The organism is Nocardioides halotolerans DSM 19273, assembly GCF_000422805.1.
GTDB lineage: Bacteria > Actinomycetota > Actinomycetes > Propionibacteriales > Nocardioidaceae > Nocardioides > Nocardioides halotolerans.
Genome location: NZ_KE383922.1, coordinates 158631 through 181780 on the forward strand (window position 1 = coordinate 158631; position 23150 = coordinate 181780).

Sequence of the window (23150 nt, forward strand, 5' to 3'; positions counted from 1 at the left end):
AGGATACGCAGGGTAGGTTCCGAACATGGACGGCACAGAGCCCGCGACACCGGCGACGGCGGCGGACGCGCCGCTGAGGTCGCCGCTGCACGAGCGGCACGAGGCGCTCGGAGCGAAGTTCGCCGACTTCGGCGGCTGGTCGATGCCGCTGGAGTACTCCTCGGGCGTCGTCAAGGAGCACACGGCGGTGCGTGAGGCCGTCGGCATCTTCGACGTCAGCCACCTCGGCAAGATCACCGTCGTCGGGCCGGGCGCGGCCGAGTTCGTGAACTCCACGCTCACCAACGACCTCGGCCGCATCGAGCACGGCAAGGCGCAGTACACGCTGTGCTGCGACGACGCCACCGGCGGGATCGTCGACGACCTGATCGCCTACCTCCACACCGACGACCGGGTGCTGCTGGTGCCGAACGCCGCCAACACCGCCGAGGTCGCCCGCCGTCTGACCGAGGCGGCTCCCGAGGGCGTCGCGGTCCACGACCGGCACCGCGACTACGTCGTGCTCGCCGTCCAGGGCACGAAGTCCGACGAGGTCCTCGAGAAGGTCGGCCTGCCGGCCGGCCACGACTACATGTCCTTCGTCGAGGCCCCGGTGCCGGGCGAGCACCTGTCCGACCAGGGCGTCGTCGTCTGCCGCACCGGCTACACCGGCGAGCGCGGCTACGAGCTGATCGCCTCCAACGACGTCGCCCTCGCGCTGTGGGACGCGCTGATGGCCGCGGGCGAGGAGCTCGGCATGCTGCCGTGCGGCCTCGGCGCCCGCGACACGCTCCGCACCGAGATGGGCTACCCGCTGCACGGCCAGGACATCTCGCTCGAGACCACCCCCAACGAGGGGCGCCTCGGCTGGGCCGTCGGCTGGAAGAAGCCGGCGTTCTGGGGCCGCGACGTGCTGCTTAAGGAGAAGGAGGAGGGCCCCAAGCGGATCCTGCGCGGGCTCGTCTCCACCAGCCGGGCGATCCCGCGCCCGGGCATGCGCGTCTCGCTCACCGCCGACGTCCAGCTCGGCGAGGTCACCTCCGGCACGTTCTCCCCGACGCTCAAGAAGGGCATCGGTCTCGCGATGCTGTCGTCGGTCGTCAACCCCGAGGCCGAGGTGGGCGTCGACGTCCGCGGCCGCCGCGAGATCTTCCAGCTCACCCCGCCGCCGTTCGTCGAGCCCTCGGTGCGCGAGTGAACCTCCCCGAGCAGCCGCCGACCTTCCGCCCGCCCAGCCCGGCCGAGCGCCCGTGGGTCTGGCGGCTCGAGGACGCCTCCGGCTCGCCCGTCGACGTGCCGGCCGACTACGCCGAACGACGCTTCGCCTCCCAGGCCGACGCCGAGTCGTGGGTCGGCGAGATCTGGTCCGACCTCGCCGAGCTCGGCGTCGAGGCCGTCACGCTGATGGAGGCCGACCGGGTCGTCTACGGCCCGATGTCCCTCAGCGCCTGAGCCCATCGTCTCGTGCCACCCGGGCCGGACGTGCCGCACCAGGCGGCCCCTGACACAGTGGTCAGGGTGTTCCACCGCGACCGCCTCACCTGGGTCGCGTACGCCATGCTCGCGTGGTTCGCCTACCTGCAGGCGGCGCCGGGCCTCGTGGTCCCGCACCTGCGTCACGAGCTCGACCTCAGCTACTTCGTCGGGGGCCTCCACGTCGCGGCGTTCGCCCTCGGCAGCCTGGTCGCGGGGCTCGTCTCCTCGCGGCTCGAGCGCGCCGCGGGGCGCGGTCCGCTCCTCTGGTCGGCAGCCGCCGTCATGGGCATCGGCGCGATCGGGCTGGTGCTCGCCGGGGTCGTCGCGGTCACGCTCGGGTCGATCCTCGTGATGGGGATCGGTGGCGGCGTGGTGCTCGCGACGGTCCAGGCCGCGCTCGCCGACCACCACGGCGAGCAGCGGGCCGTCGCGCTCACCGAGGCGAACGTCGCCGCGAGCGTGTCCTACGTCGTGCTGATCGGCGTCTTCGCCCTCGCCGCGGCGGCCGGTCTCGGATGGCGTGCGGCTCTGGTGGTCGCGCCGCTGGTGCCGGTGGCCATCTGGTGGGCGAACCGCGACGTCGCGCTCGAGCCGCCCGAGCCCGCCGGTGCCGACAGGGCCCGGCTGCCCGCGGCGTACTGGGTGGCCGCCGTCGTCCTGGTGTGTGTGGTCGCAGCCGAGTGGTGCGTGCTCTCGTGGGGCGCGACGTTCGTCGACGACCAGGTCGGCGTGTCGACCGACACCGCGGTGACCCTCATGGCCGGCTACTTCGGCGGTGTCGTCGTCGGTCGCGTGGTCGGCAGCCGGCTCGCCCGCAGACGCGAGCCTGCCCACCTGCTGGCCGTCGCCCTGGGCGTCACCGCCGCGGGGTTCGCGGTGCTGTGGCCGGCCGGCGAGCCGGTCCAGGCGGTCCTGGGCCTGGCCCTGCTCGGCCTGGGGCTCGGCAACCTCTTCCCGCTGGGCCTCACCGTCGCGGTCTCCCTCGCGCCCGGGCACGTCGCCGCGGCCAGCGGACGGGCGGTCGCGATGACCTCCCTCGCGGTCCTGCTGGCGCCGTTGACGGTCGGGTCGCTGGCCGACGCCACGTCGCTGAAGACCGCTCTCCTGGTGGTGCCCGCGATGCTGGCGCTCGCAGCGGCGGGGCTCGTCGCCGTACGCCGCTCCGGCGCGCCCGAGAGCGCAGGGGTCACCGCCTAGGCTCACCGCCATGCGTGCGGACGCGGACTTCATGGTCTACGTGGCCGCGCGCTGGCCGTACCTGGTCAAGGAGGCGGTGCTGCTCGGCGTGCCCCCCGACCGCGCCGCCGCAGCGACCACCGACGCGCTGTCGCGCTGCCGCGGCGACTGGGACCGTGCGAGCCGCGAGGAGAACGTCGACGCATTGGTGCAGGCCGAGCTGCGGCTCGCGGCTCGCCGCCACCCGGCCACCCCCGAGGCCGACCGGCAGCGCCTGGCCGACGAGCTGCTCGTGCTCGCCCCTCCGACGCTGGAGGAGCTCCAGCACCAGCAGCACGTCAACAACCGGGCGACCCTGCGGCGGGCCGCGTGGGTCGTCGTCCCGCTGCTCCTCGGCGGGATCGGGCTCGGCGTCTACCTCGGCACGAGCGGCGACCCGGCCTCGCCGTCGCCCGACGACGACGCGCTCGAGCCGGCCGCGGCCTCGCTGGAGGAGAACCCCGTGCCGGGGGTGGTCTGGTACGCCGACGGGCGGCTCCACCTCGACCACACCGTGCTCGCGGTCGACGGGCTCCGGGACATGACCCGGATCGGCAACGGCGTCGTCTACGGCGACGACGAGGGGCGGGTCGTCTACGCCGCCGATGACGGCACCCGCGACGTGCTCGGGCACAAGGACCCCGCCGTGCCGGTCGCGGCGACCGACGAGACCGCGTGGGCCGCCTGGGTCGAGACCGGCGGCGACCGGCCGACGCTCGACGTAGTGGAGGCCGACACCGGCAACGAGCTCGCCTCTATCGCGGTGTCCTCCGGCACCGAGGTGGTCGCGGTCGACGGCACCAGCGTCTTCTACATCGACGCGGCGGGAGGGCACGAGCTGGTGCCGGGCACCGAGCAGCGGATCCGCCCGGTCAGCGCTGCCGGCCTGCTCGACGCGCGCTCGCGGGTCCGCGCCTACCAGGTCCTCGACGACACGATCGAGGTCGTACAGCCCAACTTCAGCGTCGCCTACCAGCTGCCGGGGGAGGGTGCGCAGCTCTCCTCCGACGGCAACCTCGTGGCCACCCGGCTGCCTGGCTCCGGCGAGCCGGTGCTCTACGACGCCCGCTCGGGCCTCGCGGTCCCGACCGGCGTACCGGACGGCGACCACGTGGTGGCCGTCGCGCCGGGCCGCCGCCTGACCGTCACCTACGTCGTCGCACCCGGTCACCAGTCGCCCGGACACGAGCTCGAGCTCCGCACGTGCCAGGTGGGCGACAGGCCGGGGGAGGAGACGGTCTGCTCGACCCGCGCCCAGCTCCCCGACACCGGTGGCTCGCCGGTGCTGGCAAGGTGAGGGTCGTGCACCAGCTCCGTCAGGTCGACGTCTTCGGCTCCGGCCCGCTCACCGGCAACCCCGTCGCCGTCGTCCACGACGCCGACGACCTCGACGACGAGCGCATGCAGCTCTTCGCGCAGTGGACCAACCTCTCCGAGACGACGTTCCTGTTGCGGCCGACGAACCCCGGCGCCGACTACCGGCTGCGGATCTTCACGCCCAGCCGCGAGCTGCCGTTCGCCGGCCACCCCACGCTCGGCAGCGCCCACGCCTGGCTCGAGGCGGGCGGCTCGCCGCGCGGCGACGCGGTCGTGCAGGAGTGCGGCGCCGGGCTCGTCACGATCGCGCGAGGCGAGCGGCTCGAGTTCGAGGCGCCACCCCTGCTCAGGGACGGCCCGGTCGACGACGCCGACCTCGCCACGATCACCCACGCCCTGGGCGTCGACCGCTCCGACATCGTGGACGCGAGGTGGATCGACAACGGGCCGGGCTGGGTCGGCGTTCTCCTGGGCGACGCCCACGACGTGCTCGCGCTGCGGCCCGACCTGCTCGCGCTGGCCGACCTCGACGTCGGCGTCGCCGGGCCCTGGCGCGACGGCGGCAGCGACGCGCAGGTGGAGGTGCGCGCCTTCGACCGCTCCACCGAGGACCCCGTCACCGGCAGCCTCAACGCCAGCCTCGGCCAGTGGCTGGCCGGCAGCGTCCTGCCCGAGCGGTACGTCGCCGCGCAGGGCACCGCCATCGGGCGGGCCGGCCGGGTGCACGTGAGGCGGGAGGGGACCGCGGTGTGGGTGGGAGGAGACACCCGGACGACGGTGCGCGGAGAGGTCTCCCTGCGCGACTAGGTTGGGGACGTGCAGCAGTACCTCGACCTCCTGACCCGTGTCCTCGACGAGGGCGTCGAGAAGACCGACCGCACCGGCACCGGCACCCGCTCGGTGTTCGGGCACCAGCTGCGCTTCGACCTGAGCGCGGGCTTCCCGCTGGTGACGACGAAGAAGGTGCACACCCGGTCGGTCTTCGCCGAGCTGCTGTGGTTCCTCCGGGGCGACACCAACGTCAAGTGGCTCCAGGACCGCGGCGTCACGATCTGGGACGAGTGGGCCGACACCGACGGTGACCTCGGGCCGATCTACGGCTACCAGTGGCGCTCGTGGCCGACCCCCGACGGTCGGCACGTCGACCAGGTCGCGCAGGTCGTCGACCAGATCAGGACCAACCCCGACTCGCGCCGCCACATCGTGAGCGCCTGGAACGTCGCCGACATCCCCGACATGGCGCTGGCGCCGTGCCACACGATGTTCCAGTTCTACGTCGCCCCGCAGGCCGACGGCCCGGGCCGGCTCAGCTGCCAGCTCTACCAGCGCTCGGCCGACGTGTTCCTCGGCGTGCCGTTCAACATCGCGTCGTACGCCCTGCTCACGCACATGGTCGCGCAGGTCACCGGCCTTGAGGTCGGCGACTTCGTGCACACCTTCGGCGACGCGCACCTCTACCTCAACCACCTCGAGCAGGCGCGCCTCCAGCTCACGCGCGAGCCGCGGCCGCTGCCGACGCTGGTGCTCGACCCGTCGGTGACCGAGCTCGACGCGTTCGACCTCGAGCACATCGCGATCGAGGGCTACGACCCGCACCCGGGCATCAAGGCGCCCATCGCGGTCTAGGAGCAGGGCCCTCAGCGTGACCGTCACCCTCATCGCCGCCGTTGCGCGCAACGGCGTCATCGGCCACGCCGGCACGATCCCGTGGCGGGTCCCCGGCGAGCAGGCGTTCTTCAAGGCGACCACGCTGGGCCACACGCTCCTCATGGGGCGCGCGACGTACGACTCGATCGGGCGCCCCCTCCCGGGGCGCGCCACGATCGTGCTCACCCGCGACCCGTCCTGGTCTGCCGACGGCGTGCTCACCGCGGCCTCGATCGAGGACGCCCTCGCTTTGGCCGAGGGCGATGTCTACGTCGCCGGCGGTGCGGCGGTCTACGCGGCCGCCCTGCCGTACGCCGACGAGCAGCTCCTGAGCGAGATCCCGCTGGAGCCCGAGGGCGACACGTTCTACCCGGCGTACGACGCGGAGGAGTGGGTCGAGGCCGGCCGCGAGGCTCACGAGGGCTTCGAGGTCGTGCGGCTGGTGCGGGCCCGGGTGCGCTGAGGGGTTGGTGAGTGACCGCTGTCTCGGCGCTGGGGTTCGGCTCCGGGCCGGCCCCGGCGGCGGCCCCAGGCCGGCCCCGGCAGCGGTCAGCCAGCAACCTCGACACGCCCCTCCCGAGCCCCGCCGGTTGCTCACTGACCGCTCGACCGGCTCGGCCCCCGGCGGCGGTCAGCCGGCAACCTCGACACGCTTGTCCGGGCCCCGCGCGGTTGCTCACTGACCGCTCGACCGGCTCGGCCCCCGGCAGCGGTCAGCCAGCAACCTCGACACGCCCCTCCCGAGCCCCGCCGGTTGCTCACTGACCGCTCGACCGGCTCGGCCCCCGGCGGCGGTCAGCCGGCAACCTCGACACGCGCTTCCCAGGCCAGGCGAGGTTGCTCACCGACCGCTCGACCGGCTCGGCCCCCGGCGGCGGTCAGCCGGCAACCTCGACACGCGCTTCCCAGGCCAGGCGAGGTTGCTCACCGACCGCTCGACCGGCTCGGCCCGGGGCGGCGGTCAGCCAGCAACCTCGACACGCTTGTCCAGGCCCCGCGCGGTTGCTCACTGACCGCTCGACCGGCTCGGCCCCCGGCGGCGGTCAGCCGGCAACCTCGACACGCTTGTCCGGGCCCCGCGCGGTTGCTCACTGACCGCTCGACCGCCTCGGCCCCGGGCAGCGGTCAGCCAGCAACCCCGGGCGGCCCCTTTCGAGCCCCGCGCGGTTGCTCACTGACCGCTCGACCGGCTCGGCCCCGGGGCGGCGGTCAGTCAGCAACCCCGACCCGCCATTCCCGGGCCACCGCGGTTGCTGACCGACCGCTCGACCGGCCCACCGCCACCGCCACCGCACGGCGACGCGGTCCCGATACCCTGAACCCATGACGGTATCGCCCTCCGCCCCGTTCGGCCGCGTGCTGACCGCGATGGCGTCGGCGTTCAAGGACGACGGGGCCGTCGACCTCGACGGCACCGCCCGGATCGCGCAGCACCTCGTCGAGCACGGGCACGACGGCGTCGTCGTGAGCGGTACGACGGGGGAGTCGCCCACCACGACCGTGGCGGAGGACGGCGAGATCCTCGCCGCGGTCAAGGACGCGGTCGGCGACCGCGCCACCGTCGTCGCGGGGGTCGGCACGAACTCCACGGCGCACTCGCTCGAGCTCGCCCAGCAGGCCGAGAAGATCGGCGCCGACGGGCTGCTGCTCGTGACGCCGTACTACAGCAAGCCCGGCCAGGCCGGCGTGCTCCACCACTTCCGGACCGTCGCGGAGGCGACCGACGTCCCGGTCATGCTCTACGACGTCCCGGGTCGCACCGCCACGACGATCTCGCTCGAGACCTACGCCGCCGCGAAGGAGATCGACACGGTCGTCGCGGTCAAGGACGCCGTCAACGACTTCGCGCGCGGGGTCAGGCTGCGCGAGATGGGGTACGCCGTCTACTCCGGTGACGACGCGAGCAACCTCGGCTGGCTGGCCCACGGCGCGGCGGGCTTCGTCTCCGTCGTCGGCCACGTCGCCGGCGACCAGACGCGCGCGATGCTCGAGGCCTTCGACCGCGGTGACCACGCCGAGGCGCTTGCGATCTACACACGGCTGCTGCCCGCGATCGAGGCGGTGATGGGCGCGCCCAACTACGGCGCCACCACGGCCAAGGCCGGGCTCCAGCTGCTCGGCGTGCTCGACAACCGCAACGTCCGCGGCCCGCTCGTGCCGCTCGACGACGACGAGGTCGCGGCCCTGCGTGCCGGCCTCGAGGCGTCCGGCCTGCTCTAACCGGCTCCGGCCTCTGGTGGGCGTGGGGTGGGGGTCCCGCGCGCCGTCGTCAGGGGTAACTCACCGTTCGGTGTGCTCCTCCACCGTTGTGACGGCATGAGAGCTGACCGAACGGTGAGTTACCCGAACGTCGGCCCCCGGTTCCGGTGCGTTCGCGCCGGCCGCCGCCCCCGCCGCGCCGTCGTCAGGGGTAACTCACCGTTCGGTGTGCTCCTCCACCGTTGTGACGGCATGAGAGCTGACCGAACGGTGAGTTACCCGAACGTCGGCCCCCGGTTCCGGTGCGTTCGCGCCGGCCGCCGCCCCCGCCGCGCCGTCGTCAGGGGTAACTCACCGTTCGGTGTGCTCCTCCACCGTTGTGACGGCATGGGAGCTGACCGAACGGTGAGTTACCCCGAACGTCGGCCTCCGGATCCGGTGCGGTCGCGCCGGCCGCCGCCCCCGCCGCGCCGTGGTCAGGGGTAACTCACCGTTCGGTGTGCTCCCACGCCGTTCTGACGGCATGAGAGCTGACCGAACGGTGAGTTACCCCGAACGACAGCCGCCGCCGCCCGCCAGCCGCCGCCACCCGCCGGCCGCCCGCCCCGTCAGCCACCAGAGACCCGAGACAAAAGCCCGACCGGCCCCGTCCCACAAGGGACGAGGCCGGCCGGCTCAGCTCACCGAGTCAGCGACTCAGCGGCGGTGCTTCTTCTTCTTGACCTTGACCACGAAGTCGTCCTGGCTGGCCTGCAGCGTGGACGAGCCGAGGTACTTGGCCGTCAGCGTGTTCTTGCCGACCTTGAGCTTCTTGGCCAGCTTCTTCTTGATCTTGATGGTGACCTTGCCGTCGGCGCCGAGGGTGCCGGTGCCGAGCAGCTTGGAGCCCTTGTAGATCTGGACCGTGCCGCTCGGGATGCCACTGGCGGTGGCGACCGAGACGATGGCCTTGAAGGACTTGCCCTTCACGATCTTCTTCGGGCTGGCCGAGGCCACCACGGAGGTCGCCGCCGGAGGCGTGACCGGCGGAGCCTTGCAGTAGGACACCTGGATGTTGTCGACGTACCAACCGTCGATGCCACCGCAGCCGTCGCGACCCACGTCGAGACGGAGCTTGATGGTGTCGCCGGCCTTGACGCTGACGCCGGTCGCGCCCAGGTTGAGCTGCGAGGTGCCCCACGAGCCGCGGCTCTGGCCACCGTCGGTGCCGCTGAAGGCGTCCTCGCCCTGCATCGGGTTGGTGTTGCCCGCCGCAGCGGACAGCAGCTTGCCCGGCTTGTTGAAGGTGTACGCCGCCGCCGGCACCTTGGTGAAGGCGCCGCCGTTGATGCTGACCTTCACGTTGCCGCCGTCGACGGTCCCCTCGGTGGCCACGTAGTGGTCGAAGGTGAGCCGCAGACCCTGCGTCGCCGCGGCCGGGATCGCGATCGCCGGCGAGGTGATCGAGTCACGACCCGAGAAGTCCTGCGGGCTCGAGTCGCACTGCCCCCGGTCGGGGGCGGGGCCGTAGGCCACACCACCGGCGTGGCCCCCGGGAGCGGCCGACTCGGCCTCCCACGGAGCGCCCAGGCCGAACACGAGCTGCGACGACGGGGTCCACCCGGTCAGGCCGTCCTCGAAGTCCTCGGTGAAGACGGTCTCCGTGGTGAACCCGGCACCGCACGGAGCGGGCGAGCCCGGCTGCAGCACCGGCTGGTAGTTGCACTCCGTGACGGGGTTGGTGAGCTCCACCGCGGTGATGACCTTGTCGAGCTGGGTGCAGTCGCCGGCCGTGATGGGCGCCGCCAGGGTCGGCGACGCGTTCGGGGTCGTGGTCAGCTCCCTGATGTCGTCGCCGATCAGGTCGGTGCACGACGATGCCAGCGCGGTCGCGAACTCCGTGAAGTTCGACGACGGCGTGAGGTACGCCGTCTGCGCGCGCCACCAGATCGAGGCCGCCTTGTCGAGGCCCATGCCGGTGATCGTCTGACCGTTGTAGGTGCCACCGTCGACGGCCAGCGCGTAGGCGTGGTTGGGCACGCCCGAGTTGCCGTGCACGCCACCGTGGTCGGTCATGCCCGGGTCGCAGTTGTACTCGGCGTCGGTGACCTTGCCGGGGTTGCCGTAGCAGGTGGGCGTCCACATGTCGCGGATCGCACCTCCGAACGCCGTCGACTTCTCGCCCATCAGCCAGCGGGTCGAGGGGGTGCGGCCCGAGATGTCCTCGGCCTGGATGGTCACGCTCGCGGTGCCCGCCTCCTTGAAGCGGGTGCCGTCGGCCTGGGTGACGGTGACGCCGTAGAAGCCGGCGGGCGCGGTGCCCGCGGGGTTCGGCGGCAGACCCTGCACGTTGTTGCCGATGACGATGCCGTCGGCACCGGCGGCCACGGCCATGTCGACCTTCACCTGGAAGGTGCAGGTGCCGCGGTCGACGTAGGCCCACTTGTCGGCGACGGCAGCGGCGTTGTTGTACGCCGTGCAGCCGTCGGTCGGGGTCGGACCGTCGGCGTTCTCGGCGTCGAGCGCCGCGACGACGGTCGCGTTGACCGGGGTGGTCGTGAACGCCTCGCTGAATCCGGCCGCCACGGGCGTGCAGGCGCCGGCCTGGGCCGCGGGTGCCGTGATGCTCATCAGCAGCTTCGGTGGCGCGGTCGGGTCGCACTCGCCGTCGGGGCGTTTGACGTCGAAGGTCTCGCCCTCGTCCTCGCGGCCGTTGACCATGTCGAGGGTCTCGCCCCAGACGTCGGAGTAGGACTCGTTGAGCGCACCCGACTGGTATTGGTAGATCAGCCCGGAGGTGAACTGGGTGTAGGCGTGGCCCCACTCGTGCGCCACGACGTCGTCGGAGGTGACGCCGTCGCAGTAGTTGGTGGTGATGCCGTTCCAGTTGGCGTTGGGGCAGTTGATCCGCGGGTCGTTGTTGACGGTGATCCGCTTGGCGCCGGCACCGTCGTAGGAGTCGCGGTCGAAGGCGTTCTCGTAGAGCCAGTAGGACTCACCCGAGGAGTTGATGAGGTTCTGCTGGTCGATGTTGAGCGTGCCCGGGAAGAGGTCGCCCTCCTCCCACACCGTGGTGAAGACGGGGTTCTCGGCGGTGCCGGTGGCCTCGCGCAGCTCGCGGTCGAGCGCGTCGGTGTTGAGCGACCAGCGGTTGAGGATCTTGCCGGTGTGGGCGTCGTAGATCAGCTGGTCGCGGACCGCGTCGTTGGTGACGACGGTCGACCAGGCGAGCACGTTCTTGCCGGACAGGCCCTTGAGGAGGCCGATGCGGTAGATCACGAGCTGGGAGTCGGTCGCCCTGAGACCGGTCACGTCGGCGGCGCCGCCGGACTCGGCGGTCGGCGGGTCGGACTTCACGAACGACACCGCCCGCTTGCCGATCTCGGCCGCGGAGAACGTCGGCTTGGTCGACACGTCGATGCCGGGAGCCGCGTAGCCGTTGACGGCGGTGAGGTCGCCGTCGGAGTCGACGTTGGCCTTGATGGCGCTGCCGAAGACCTGCACGCCGTCGTGGATCTGGGTGTAGGTCACGGTCCAGCCGGCGGAGCTGGAGGACACACTCTGGCGGACCAGCTCGCCCGGCGCGGCGCCGAGCAGGGCGCCGTAGCCGTCGAGGAAGGAGTCGGCCTTCGACCCGGCCTTGGCGGCGGAGTCACCCGCGACGCCCGGGAGCAGGTCGGCGTTGGTGCCGGTGGCGCGCACGAAGCTCGCCCGGCCGGTCGCCGGGTTGTCCTTGATCGAGACGTTGCCGTCGGCCTCGGCGGTGAGCTGGCTGACCAGGCCGTCGCCGGTGGGGGCCGGAGCGGCCGCCGCCTGACTGGCCAGGGTCGTGGGGGCTGCGGAGAGTCCGGCCCCCAGAAGCGCAAGGCAGACGCCTTGCTTGAGGAATTTCACGAGAGTTTGCCTCCGGGGAGAAATTTTTCGACGAGTCGGCGGACGGGTCGCCGACCAGAGGAAACTCCCCAAGTGGCGCCCGATCACCTGAGCGCACCCTAAGCACCCGGTCACCCCCCGTAAAGGCTTTGCCCGATGAGAACTTGGACGGCCACCCCTCAAGGTCGGGTCACCCCTGACGCACCGGTCCGAAGCGTGCAGATCGTCCGGATTCGGCCCGGACCGGAGGTCGAGCCGCTCTCCGACACGCACCAGTGGGGTCCATGTGACTGGAGTGACGAGTGCCTAGGGTGGTGGCGTGGCGACCCGTACGTCTTCCCCGCCGGCGTCGGCTCAGCGTTCCCGTAGCAGGAGCACGACCTCTACTACGCGAGCACAGAGTCCCCGGAGTACCCGAAACCAGAGCAGGACCGCGTCGAGCAAGAAGAAGCCGACGCGGAAGCCGGCCGCGCGCCGCGGCGGGGGAGGGAAGTCGTCGCCGACCCGCAACCGGCGTCCGGCGCCGCGCGCCGTCCGCACCGGCAGGGGTCCCATCGCCCGCCTCTTCGACACCGTCTTCCGCGGCGTCGCCGCGGTCTGGCTGGCGGTCGCCCACGGCATCGGCGCGCTCGCCCGGGGGATCGGCCACGGCGCTCGCGACCTCGAGCCCGAGCACCGCCGCGACGGGGTCGGCCTCTTCGTCTTCGCGCTCGCGGTCGTCAGCGCGGCCGGGGTGTGGTTCCAGCTCGACGGCCCGGTGATGGGCGCGGTCCGCGTGGCGGTCACCGGCTGCGTGGGCAAGGTCGGGTGGCTGGTGCCGCTGATGCTGCTCGTGGTCGGCTGGCGCAACCTGCGCGACCCGATCCACAACGGTCCGGCCGGGCGCCAGGTCGTCGGCTGGAGCGCGCTCGGCCTCGGGCTGCTCGGCATCGTGCACGTCGCCGAGGGCAACCCGCAGCCGGTCTCCGGCGACGCCGGCCCGCTCCGCGAGGGCGGCGGCGCGATCGGCTACGTCGTCTCGTCCCTCCTGCTCGACCTGCTCCGCACGCCGTACGTCGTGGTGCCGGTCCTCCTGCTCCTGTGCGTCTTCGGCGTCCTGGTCATCACCGCCACGCCTCTCTACAAGGTGCCGTCCCGCCTCGCCGCCGCGCGAGACCGGGCGCTGGGCCGCGACCACGACGACGAGGACGAGGACGCGCGCCCGGCTCGGCGCGGCCGGCGCACCGATCTCGACGCCACGGGCGAGATCGACCCGTCGATGGGCGACCCCGCCTACGACAGCCCGGTGCTCGAGGACCGCGAGCGCCGCCGTCGCCGCCGCCGCAACCTCGCCGACACCGACACCAGCCTCGAGGACACCCAGGCGACCGGCATCGAGCCGGTGGCCGAGGGGGTGGCCGAGGTGGCGGCCGAGCCGACCGCCGACACCGCGACCGAGCTCGAGCCGCCGCCGCACGCACCGCTGCCCGAGCGCGTGGAGCAGCTCGCCCTGTCCGGCGACGTCGTCTACCACCTGCCGGCCAACGAGCTGCTCAAGCCGGGCTCGCCCCACAAGGCGCGCTCGAAGGCCAGCGACGACGTGGTCGGCCGGCTCACCACGGTCCTCGAGGAGTTCGGGATCGACGCGCAGGTGACCGGCTACACCCGCGGCCCGACGGTCACGCGCTACGAGGTCGAGCTCGGCTCGGCGGTCAAGGTCGAGAAGGTCACCGCCCTCTCCAAGAACATCGCCTACGCCGTCGCGTCGGCCGACGTGCGGATCCTCAGCCCGATCCCCGGCAAGTCGGCGATCGGCATCGAGATCCCGAACGTCGACAAGGAGATCGTCTCGCTCGGCGACGTGCTGCGCTCCGGCACCGCCCGCGGCGACCACCACCCGATGGTCTGCGGGCTCGGCAAGGACGTCGAGGGCGGCTTCGTCGTGGCGAACCTCGCGAAGATGCCGCACCTGCTGGTCGCGGGCGCCACCGGCTCCGGCAAGTCGAGCTTCATCAACTCGATGATCTGCTCGATCCTCATGCGCTCCACGCCCGACGAGGTGCGGATGATCATGGTCGACCCGAAGCGGGTCGAGCTCAACGCCTACGAGGGCGTGCCGCACCTCATCACGCCGATCATCACCAACCCCAAGAAGGCGTCGGAGGCGCTGGCCTGGGTCGTGCGCGAGATGGACCTGCGCTACGACGACCTGGCCAACTTCGGCTTCCGCCACATCGACGACTTCAACAAGGCGGTGCGGGCCGGCAAGGTGCAGGTGCCGCCCGGCAGCGAGCGCGAGCTCACGCCCTATCCCTACCTGCTGGTGATCGTCGACGAGCTCTCCGACCTCATGATGGTCGCCCCGCGCGACGTCGAGGACGCCGTCGTCCGCATCACCCAGCTGGCCCGCGCGGCCGGCATCCACCTGGTGCTCGCGACCCAGCGGCCCTCGGTCGACGTGGTCACCGGCCTGATCAAGGCCAACGTCCCCTCGCGGTTGGCCTTCGCGACGTCCTCGCTCGCCGACAGCCGGGTCATCCTCGACACCCCCGGCGCCGAGAAGCTCGTCGGCCAGGGTGACGGGCTGTTCCTGCCGATGGGTGCCTCCAAGCCGGTGCGCGTCCAGGGCTCCTGGGTGACCGAGGCCGAGATCCACGCCGTGGTCAAGCACTGCAAGGGCCAGCTCGAGCCGACCTACCGCGAGGACGTCACGGCCCCCGCCGCCAGCAAGCGCGACCTCGACGACGACATCGGCGACGACCTCGAGCTGGTGATCCAGGCCGTCGAGCTCGTGGTGTCGACGCAGTTCGGGTCGACGTCGATGCTGCAGCGCAAGCTGCGGGTCGGCTTCGCCAAGGCCGGCCGGCTGATGGACATCCTCGAGAGCCGGGGCGTGGTCGGGCCGAGCGAGGGCTCGAAGGCACGCGACGTGCTCGTCAAGCCCGACGAGGTCGACGCCGTGATCATGACGCTCCAGAGCGGAATCTAGGAGGCTGCGATGACCGACCTGCTGAGCCCCGAGACCGCCGACCACGACGACCTGGTCGACACCGCCGAGCGGTCGGCCGTGTCCGAGCGTCCCGCCCACCCGGGCTGGGCGAGCATCCCCGACGAGCCGGAGGACGACGAGGTCATCGTCCGCCGCAACGGGCGGGTGTCGGTGCTGCTGGCCGGCGTGAGCTCGCTGCTGTCGGCGGCGTACTTCGCCAGGGCGGTCACGCAGTTCGACGACGTCCTCGACTGGGCGCTGTGCGTCGGGCTCGCCGCGATCACGTGGGCCTACGTCTTCTCCTTCCTCGACTCACGCATGCCGCTGCTCGTCGCCGACTCGCACGGCGTGCGCATCCGCCTCGGCCGGACCTGGCGCGGCATCCCCTGGAACGACCTCGAGGAGGTCGAGTACGTCGCCCGCCGACAGGTCGTCCGCGACGGCAGGCTGGTGCTCTTCCCCCGCGAGCTCGAGGGCGAGCTCGCGATGCTCGGCCCGGCCGGTCGCCGCCACGCGCAGGTGACCGAGCGCCTGCTCGGGGCGCCGTTCGCCCTGCCGCTGGGGCTCACCACGCGGGTGCTCGGCGCTCGTGGCGACCTCGCGGGCGCGCTCGCCAGGCTCGCCGACGGTCGCTGCGAGATCGTCGAGGTGCTGCCCGGCGCCGACGAGGAGCCGGCCGGCCTCGACGACTACTACGACGCCGACCCCGACGCCGGCGAGGAGGCCGAGCTGCCCGAGGTCGTCGTGCCCCCGGCCGCAGCTGCCGTCGTCGCCAGCCCGACCCCCAGCCCGCTGCGCGACCCGCGCCCCGCCGTCCGCGCCGAGGTCGCCCGCGAGTGGGACCACGAGGCCACGCAGTCGGTGGAGATCCCGGTCATACCGAGCGCCACCACGACGTTCGTCATCGACGACCTGGCCGCGATCGACGCCGTCGACCCGGTCATCGGCCCCGAGCTCGCGGCCGCCCGCGGCCGGCTGCGCCTGACCGTCGACCAGCTCGCCGAGCGGACCCGCATCCGTCCGCACGTCATCGAGGCGATCGAGATCGACGACTTCGCGCCGTGCGGCGGCGACTTCTACGCGCGCGGTCACCTGCGCACCCTGGCCCGTGTCCTCGGCGTCGACGTGGCACCGCTGCTCGAGACCTACGACGCGCAGTACGCCGACGCACCGATCGACCCCCGCCGCGTCTTCGAGGCCGAGCTGGCGACCGGCCGCGGCGGCGCGATCCGCGGCACCCGCGGCGGACCGAACTGGTCGGTGATCGTCGCCGCCGTCATGACCGTCGTGCTCGCGTGGTCGGTCGCCCGCCTGGTCATGGACCACCCGTCTTCGGTCTCGCCGACGTCGCCGAGCCTCGCCGACGGGTCCGCCGGCCTCACCAGCGGCGGCCAGGCCGCCTCACCGGTCCCGGTCGTGATCACCGCCGCGGGCGGTGGAGCGCACGTCGTCGTGCGCGATGGCACCGGCAAGGTCGTCTTCACGGGATCGCTGGCGTTCGGCCAGAGCCGCACGCTCAAGGTGTCGCCGCCGGTGCGGATCCAGTCCACCGACGGATCGCTCGAGGTGAGCGTCGACGGGCGCGACCACGGCGCGATGGGCAAGACCGGCGAGGCCGCCCAGGACGTCTACACCGGTCGGTAGACCGAGGCGCGGCCCCGGCCGGACCGGGCCCCGCGGTGGCCCTGCGGTGTCCCTGCCCGGTCTCTGCCGTGGCCCGGGCGGTGCTTCACGTAGTCATTTCGGGCCACCTTGGGCGTGATGGGGGTCACGAACTTGACTGCCCGTGACTTCTCACGGAGAGTGCCCTGACCGCTGGGCTCGGCCACGCGGACACACACGCGGACCAGCAGTCCCGGCCCGCGTCGGATCACTCTCGACCTCGTTGCGTCCCCTTCCCCGGACCTGGCTGGGCCGACGTCGCTCACCCATCATTCGGAGAACCTTCATGCCTGCATCCCGGACGCCTCGTCGCGGCCGCATCGCTGCTCTCATCTCTGTCGCCCTGGCGTTCACCGGCTTGCAGGTCCTCGCGGCCTCGTCGGCGCAGGCCAACCTGACTCCGCTGATCACGGTCCCGTACTCCCAGGACTGGTCCAACGCGAGCCTGATCACCGTCAACGACGACTGGTCCGGTGTCGACGGGGTCATCGGCTACCGCGGCGACGACCTGAACACCACGCAGGGCGTCAACCCGCAGACGGTGACGGTCGACGGCGCGAGCACGCCCGTCAACGTGGTCGCCAACGCCGCGGCGACGGCCACCAACGGCGGCGTCCTCGAGGTGCAGGGCACCTCGATCGCGATCCAGGGCAGCGGCACGGCCGACATCCCGTCGATCGTCTTCCACCTCAACCTGACCAGCCAGGCGGGCGTCTCCTTCAACTTCACCGCGAAGGACCTCGACGCGAGCGGCGACGACGCGACCCAGCAGATCGCGGTCCAGTACCGCGTCGGGAGCTCCGGCGCCTACACCGACATCCCGGCCGGCTACATCGCCGACGCCACCACCGCGGGCTCCGCGACGCAGACCACCGTGCGCAACGTGCCGCTCCCCGCGGCGGTCAACGGCTCGGGCGACGTCTACGTGCGCGTGCTCACCTCCAACGCCCCCGGCAACGACGAGCTCGTCGGCATCGACGACATCTCCATCACCAGCGGCCCGACGGCGCTCGCCGCGACCAACCCGGGCAACAAGACCTTCACCCAGAACACCGCGATCACCCCGTTCCAGATGGGCGCGACCGGCGGCACCACGCCGTACACCTGGTCCGAGGTCGGCAGCTCGCTGCCCGCGGGCCTGAGCGTCAGCGCCGGCGGCCAGGTCTCCGGCACGCCCACCGGCACCGGCGTCAGCCACGTCACCCTGCGCGTGACCGACAGCGCCAACCCGACGCCCGCCACGAGCGACGTGTCCTTCGACATCACCGTCAACGCCCCCGGCGCGCTGCTCGCGGACAACCCCGGCAGCAAGTCCGGTGTCGTCGGCACGCCGATCACCAGCTTCACGATGACCGCGACGGGCGGCGAGGGCGCCAAGACCTGGTCCGACCCGAGCGGCACCCTGCCGCCCGGCGTCACCGTCAGCCCGGCCGGTCTCGTGTCCGGCACGCCCACCACGGCCAACACCTACAGCGTGACGCTGCGCGTCACCGACAGTGCGGTGCCGACCCCGGCGACGAGCGACGCATCCTTCCAGTTCACGATCACCGCCGCGCCCGGCATCAAGACGATCGCCGAGCTCCAGGGCACCGGTCCGCGCTCGAGCTTCGCCGGCGCGGGCACCGCCCAGGGCAGCGAGACCGTGAGCACCGAAGGCGTGATCACCGGCCTCTACAACCTCGGCTGGGCCAACACCGGCAACACCAAGACCTGCGGGCTGTGCGGCTTCACCATCCAGACCGGTGGCAGCGGCGGTCCCGTCGACGCCACCCCGGGTGCGTCCGACGGCATCTTCGTCTACGGCTTCCCGACCTTCCAGGCCATCAACAGCACCGGCGGCGCCCTTGCCGTCGGCCAGTCCGTGCGCGTCACGGGCAAGATCTCCGAGTTCTCGGTCGCCAGCGACACCTCCGGCAGCCTCACCGAGCTCAACCTCCTCAACGGCAGCACCGGCAGCTCGGTCGTCGCGATCCCCGACCTGGCGCCGCCGGTCGCGCTGACGACCCTGCCGTCGACGGCCACCGACCGCGAGGCGCACGAGAGCGAGATCGCCAACCCGACCGACGTGGTCGTCACCGACACCTACAACTTCGAGACCGGGGGCGAGCTGGGCCTGGCGAGCGGCAACGAGACGCTCAAGCAGCCCGGGGAGATCTGCCCCGGCCTGCTCCCCGCCTGCATCACCGCAGCGCGGGACGACATCCGGGCGCGCGCCTGGTTCACCGACGACGCCTCGACCACCAACTACCTGACCAGCTCGAACTACTACAACCCCCAGGCGAGCGCGAACTCCGACGTGCCGCTTCCGTTCATGGACGCCACGCACTCGGCGCGCGTCGGCGCGAAGGTGACCTTCCCCGCCGGCAAGCCGGCCGTGATCGGGTACGGCGCCAAGAAGTGGTACCTCTACCCGCAGCGCTCGGTGGTCGCGCAGACCGAGAACGGCGCTCCCGACCTCGGCACCGACGTGATCACCTTCGAGGACACGCGGACGGCGAACGCCGCCCCCGCGGTCGTCGGCGGCAACCTGAAGATCGCGACCTACAACGTCGAGAACTTCTTCAACATCACCATGGAGGAGTTCGCAGCGGCGAACCCCTACTACAACTGCCAGTACGACAAGGACCGCCAGGGCAACAACATCCTCGCGTTCCAGTGCACCTCGCCCCAGGCGATCCCGAGCGCGTTCGACCCGCTGACCGGTGCGCCCACGGCGTACTCCAGCGGCATCGTGAGCGCCCCGCGCGGTGCGGGCCGGCAGGCCGACCTGACCCGACAGAAGAACAAGATCGTCAAGGCGATCAACGGCCTGGGCGCGGACATCGTCTCCCTCGAGGAGCTCGAGAACCCGAACAAGCTGCGCACGGGCGTGACCAACGGTCCGCTCAACCCCGACCCCGACAAGGCCGACGGCGGGCTCGGCACGCCGATCGCGTGGCGTGACGAGACCATCAACTACCTCGTCGACGCGCTGAACACCGACGCAGGCGGCAACGTCTGGGCGTTCGTGGCCTCGCCCGAGGAGTCGACCGACGCGACGTCGGTCAACCACATGTGCGCGACCGTCAACCCCGACGGCACGGTCGTCCAGCCGCCGCAGACCAACGGCACCTGCTCGTGGGCCTCCGGCCAGGACGTGATCCGCAACGGCTTCCTCTACAAGAAGGCCTCCGTCGTGCCGGTCGGCCCGTCGGACCTGGACCTGCCGAACAGCTCGGCTCCGGTGCCCTCGCCGTTCGACAACGCGCGTGAGCCGCTGGCGCAGTTCTTCAAGCCGGTCGGTCAGCCGAACTCCGACGGCTTCGCGGTCATCGTGAACCACTTCAAGAGCAAGGGGGACAGCGACCCGAAGGCGGTCGGCGGCAACGCCAACGACGACCTCACCGGCGCGTTCAACCTCTCGCGCACCAACCAGGCCAAGGAGCTCGTCCGGTTCGCCAACGAGTTCGCTGACAAGTGGGACACCACCAAGGTCTTCCTGGTCGGTGACTTCAACGCCTACACCGGTGAGGACCCGATCCAGGCGATCCTCAACCCCACCGCCGGCACCGACGACCTCGACTTCGACGTCGTCGTCTCCGACGACCCGAAGGACACGACCTACGTCTTCTCCACCCAGGTGGACGGCGTCGGCTACGGCGCGGCGGGCTCGCTCGACCACGTCCTGGCGAGCGCCGACGCGCGCGCCATGATCACCGGCACCGACGTGTGGGAGATCAACGCCAACGAGTCCAGCGCGTTCAACTACAGCCGCTTCAACACGAACGCGACGAACTTCTTCGACGGCACCAAGCCGTTCGCGGGTTCGGACCACAACCCGGAGATCATCGGCATCGACACCGGCAGCTCCGGCACGGTGCGTGACATCCAGATCATCGGCAGCAACGACTTCCACGGTCGCCTGATCGGCAGCTCCTCCGACGGTGGTGCCGCCCAGCTCGCGGGTGCCGTGAAGTCGCTGAAGAACGTCTACGGCGCGAACAACTCGGTGTTCGCCGCCGCCGGTGACCTGATCGGTGCCTCGACGTTCGAGTCGTTCGTCCAGCAGGACAAGCCGACGCTCGACGCGCTCAACGCGGCGGGCCTCGAGGTCTCCTCGATCGGCAACCACGAGTTCGACCGTGGCTACCACGACCTCATCGACCGCGTGATGCAGCCGAAGTCGGCGACCAACCCCTACGGCGCGGACGGCGGCCTGAACTGGCAGTACATCGGCTCCAACGTGGTCTACGACGACGACCCCGACGGCGGCGGCCCGAAGGAGGCCGGCGACCCGATCGTGCTCCCGACCTACACCAAGGACTTCGGTGGCGGGATCAAGATCGGCTTCGTCGGTGCCGTGACCGAGGACCTGCCCGGTCTGGTCAACCCGGCCGGCCTGGAGGGGGTCCACGTGACCCCGATCGCCGCGGCGGTCAACGGCTACGCCGACCAGCTGAAGGACGACGGGGCCGATCTCGTCGTGCTCCTGGTGCACGAGGGCGCGCCGTCGACCACCTGCAGCACCATGGAGTCCGACGGCTCGTCGTTCTCCGAGCTGCTCGGCGACATCAGCCCCGACATCGACGCGGTCGTCTCGGGCCACACCCACCTCGAGTACGCGTGCGAGTTCGCGGTGCCGGAGTGGGCGGGCGACGCGATCACCAAGCGGCCGGTCGTGTCGGCGGGCCAGTACGGCGTCGCGCTCGACCAGCTCGTCTACTCCTTCGACGCCTCGGGTGACCCGGTCGACGTCGTCTTCAACAACGTCGGCGTCAAGGGTCCGGGCAGCACGCTGTTCAGCTACCCGGAGGACCCGGCGGTCAAGGCGATCGTCGACCAGGCGGTGGCCGACGCGGCGGGTCCCGGCAGCACGGTGCTCGGCCAGATCCAGGGTCCGTTCAAGCGGGCCCGGCTGTCCGGCGGCGTGACCGAGAACCGCGGTGGTGAGTCCACGCTGGGCAACCTCGTGGCCGAGATCCAGCGGGCGGAGACGCCCGCGGGCGGCAACATCGCGCCGGCGCAGATCGCGTTCATGAACCCGGGTGGTCTGCGTGCGGACCTCAACGGCACCGGCAGCGGCAGCCCGCGCAACCTGACCTACCGTCAGGCCGCGGACGTCCAGCCCTTCGCCAACACCCTGGTCAACATGGACATGACCGGCGCCCAGATCCGGGCCGTGCTCGAGCAGCAGTGGCAGCGCGACTCGGACAACCCGGCGACGAGCAACGTCCCGTCCCGGCCGTTCCTGCGGCTGGGCACCTCGAAGGGGTTCACCTACACCTACTACGAGACCAACGACCCCAACCACGCGGGAGCCAAGCTCGGGCACGTGACGAGCATGTACCTCGACGGGGTCGCGCTCGCGGACGCGACGACGTACTCGGTGACGATGAACTCGTTCCTCGCTGCCGGTGGCGACAACTTCCGTGCCTTCCTCAACGGGACCGACAAGCAGGACACCGGTGTGACCGACCTGCAGGCCCAGGTGGAGTACATGGAGGAGTTCGCCTCGACGACGCCGCTGCCGGTCGACTTCAAGCAGCACGCGGTGAAGGTGACCTTCCCGGGTGGCGCCCCTGCGGCGTCGTACGACCCGGGTGACGCGGTGACGTTCGACGTCGCCTCGCTCGCGATGACGGCTCCTGACGACGTGCAGGACGCCAGCATCAAGGTGGTGCTCAACGGCCAGCAGCTCGGCGCCAACTTCGCGGTGAGCAACACGGTCGGCAACCAGCCGAACGACGACGCCGGCACAGCGTCGGTCAGCGTCACCCTCCCGGCGGACCTGCCGGGCGGCGTCGCCAAGCTGCACCTGATCGGCAACCAGACCGGGACCGACGTCATCGTCCCGATCACCATCTCCGGGCCGGTGCAGGCCGCGAGCACCACCTCGGCGCCGGACACCACCGTCGCCTACGGCGGCGTGGCGTCCATCGAGGTGACCGTCACCGGTGGTGGGGCGACCCCGACCGGCACCGTGCACCTGATGGACGGCGCGACCGAGCTCGACTCCGACACCCTGAACGCGGCCGGCAAGGTCACGCTCGCGGTCCCAGCGAAGACCTTCCCTGTCGGCACCAAGTCGCTCACCGCCGTCTACGACGGTGACGCGGCCTACACCGGCTCGCAGGACGGCCTGACCCTGACCACCTCGAAGGCGGCCTCGACGACTGCGGCGGCCGACGTCTCGGTGACCTACGGCAGCGCCTCCAGCGTGTCCGTCACGGTCTCCGCGACCAACGTGGTCCCGACGGGCTCGGTGACGGTCAAGCAGGGCGGGACGGTGCTCGGCACCGGCCTGGTCTCCGGCGGCACCGCGCAGGTGGCCATCCCGGCCAACGTCCTCGGGGTCGGTGCGCACGCGCTGACCGCGGACTACTCCGGTGACGCCAACGTGGCCGCGAGCAGCGACGCGCTCACGATGACGGTGTCCAAGGCGGGCTCGACCACGACCGCGTCGGTGAAGCCGAAGGCCCCGAAGAAGGGCCAGAAGGTGAAGGTGCTGGTCTCGGTGGTCGGCGCCAACGGCGTCGCCGCGACGGGCCAGGTCACCGTGACCCTGAAGGGCAAGTCGGTGACCGTGACGCTGGTCAACGGCAAGGCCGTGGTCAAGCTGGGGAAGATCAAGAAGGGCGGCAAGGCGACCGTCTCCTACTCCGGCAGCAGCACGGTCGAGGCCAGCCAGACCACCGTGAAGGTCAAGCTGAAGAAGAAGAAGCACAAGAAGTAGCGCCTGAGGGCTGAGCCCACGGGGGGGCCGGGAGCGACGTACGTCGCTCCCGGCCCCTCGGCGTCTGCCCCCGCGCCTCGCCGCGGGACGGCGGTGATTCGCGCAAGCACGCGTGCGCTCGGC

Annotated in this window: 12 protein-coding genes; 11 read left to right on the forward strand and 1 reads right to left on the reverse strand. The window is 71.7% G+C overall.

Features of this window, described 5'->3' with window-relative positions; genetic code table 11:
* The first annotated feature begins 25 nt into the window (after positions 1-25).
* From gcvT to dapA, 8 genes are all read left to right on the forward strand, one after another.
* Positions 26-1177: a glycine cleavage system aminomethyltransferase GcvT gene (gcvT, locus tag G514_RS0111430; RefSeq protein WP_051247368.1), complete on the forward strand. Its 1152-nt coding sequence runs from the start codon at positions 26-28 to the stop codon at positions 1175-1177.
* Complete coding sequence (locus G514_RS26320) at positions 1174-1431, forward strand: hypothetical protein (RefSeq protein ID WP_036564609.1); 258 nt, start codon at positions 1174-1176, stop codon at positions 1429-1431. Before gcvT ends, G514_RS26320 begins: the two co-directional genes overlap by 4 nt.
* Positions 1432-1497: 66 nt before the next feature.
* On the forward strand, positions 1498-2652 hold the full coding sequence (locus G514_RS0111440; protein WP_028651853.1) for an MFS transporter: 1155 nt from the start codon (positions 1498-1500) through the stop codon (positions 2650-2652).
* A 10-nt stretch (positions 2653-2662) separates the two neighbouring features.
* Positions 2663-3967 carry a hypothetical protein gene (locus tag G514_RS29200; RefSeq protein WP_051247370.1) on the forward strand — a complete coding sequence of 435 codons (1305 nt, stop codon included), beginning with the start codon at positions 2663-2665 and terminating at the stop codon, positions 3965-3967.
* A gap of 5 nt (positions 3968-3972) precedes the next feature.
* Positions 3973-4794 (forward strand): PhzF family phenazine biosynthesis protein, encoded by an 822-nt coding sequence (locus tag G514_RS0111450; protein WP_028651854.1) that lies wholly within the window; start codon positions 3973-3975, stop codon positions 4792-4794.
* A gap of 9 nt (positions 4795-4803) precedes the next feature.
* The gene (locus G514_RS0111455; RefSeq protein ID WP_028651855.1) at positions 4804-5613 is read left to right on the forward strand and encodes a thymidylate synthase; all 810 of its coding nucleotides are present in this window, start codon (positions 4804-4806) and stop codon (positions 5611-5613) included.
* A gap of 16 nt (positions 5614-5629) precedes the next feature.
* Entirely contained in the window at positions 5630-6097 is a 468-nt protein-coding gene (locus tag G514_RS0111460; RefSeq protein WP_028651856.1) for a dihydrofolate reductase, read from the forward strand.
* 860 nt (positions 6098-6957) lie between these two features.
* A complete protein-coding gene (gene dapA / locus G514_RS0111465; protein ID WP_028651857.1) occupies positions 6958-7854 on the forward strand; it encodes a 4-hydroxy-tetrahydrodipicolinate synthase in 897 nt (298 codons plus the stop codon).
* 675 nt (positions 7855-8529) lie between these two features.
* Here the strand turns inward: dapA and G514_RS31120 are convergent.
* Positions 8530-11706: a M4 family metallopeptidase gene (locus G514_RS31120; RefSeq protein ID WP_028651858.1), complete on the reverse strand. Its 3177-nt coding sequence runs from the start codon at positions 11704-11706 to the stop codon at positions 8530-8532.
* 298 nt (positions 11707-12004) lie between these two features.
* On the opposite strand from G514_RS31120, the gene G514_RS0111475 reads away from it, so the two are divergent.
* The 3 genes from G514_RS0111475 (at position 12005) to G514_RS0111485 (ending at position 23027) form a co-directional block, all read left to right on the forward strand.
* Positions 12005-14653 carry an FtsK/SpoIIIE family DNA translocase gene (locus G514_RS0111475; RefSeq protein ID WP_084152055.1) on the forward strand — a complete coding sequence of 883 codons (2649 nt, stop codon included), beginning with the start codon at positions 12005-12007 and terminating at the stop codon, positions 14651-14653.
* A 9-nt stretch (positions 14654-14662) separates the two neighbouring features.
* Positions 14663-16297, forward strand: coding sequence for a helix-turn-helix domain-containing protein (locus tag G514_RS30935; RefSeq protein ID WP_051247372.1), 1635 nt, complete (start codon positions 14663-14665; stop codon positions 16295-16297).
* Positions 16298-16601: 304 nt separating this feature from the next.
* On the forward strand, positions 16602-23027 hold the full coding sequence (locus G514_RS0111485; RefSeq protein ID WP_084152056.1) for an ExeM/NucH family extracellular endonuclease: 6426 nt from the start codon (positions 16602-16604) through the stop codon (positions 23025-23027).
* The last annotated feature ends 123 nt before the right edge of the window (positions 23028-23150 follow it).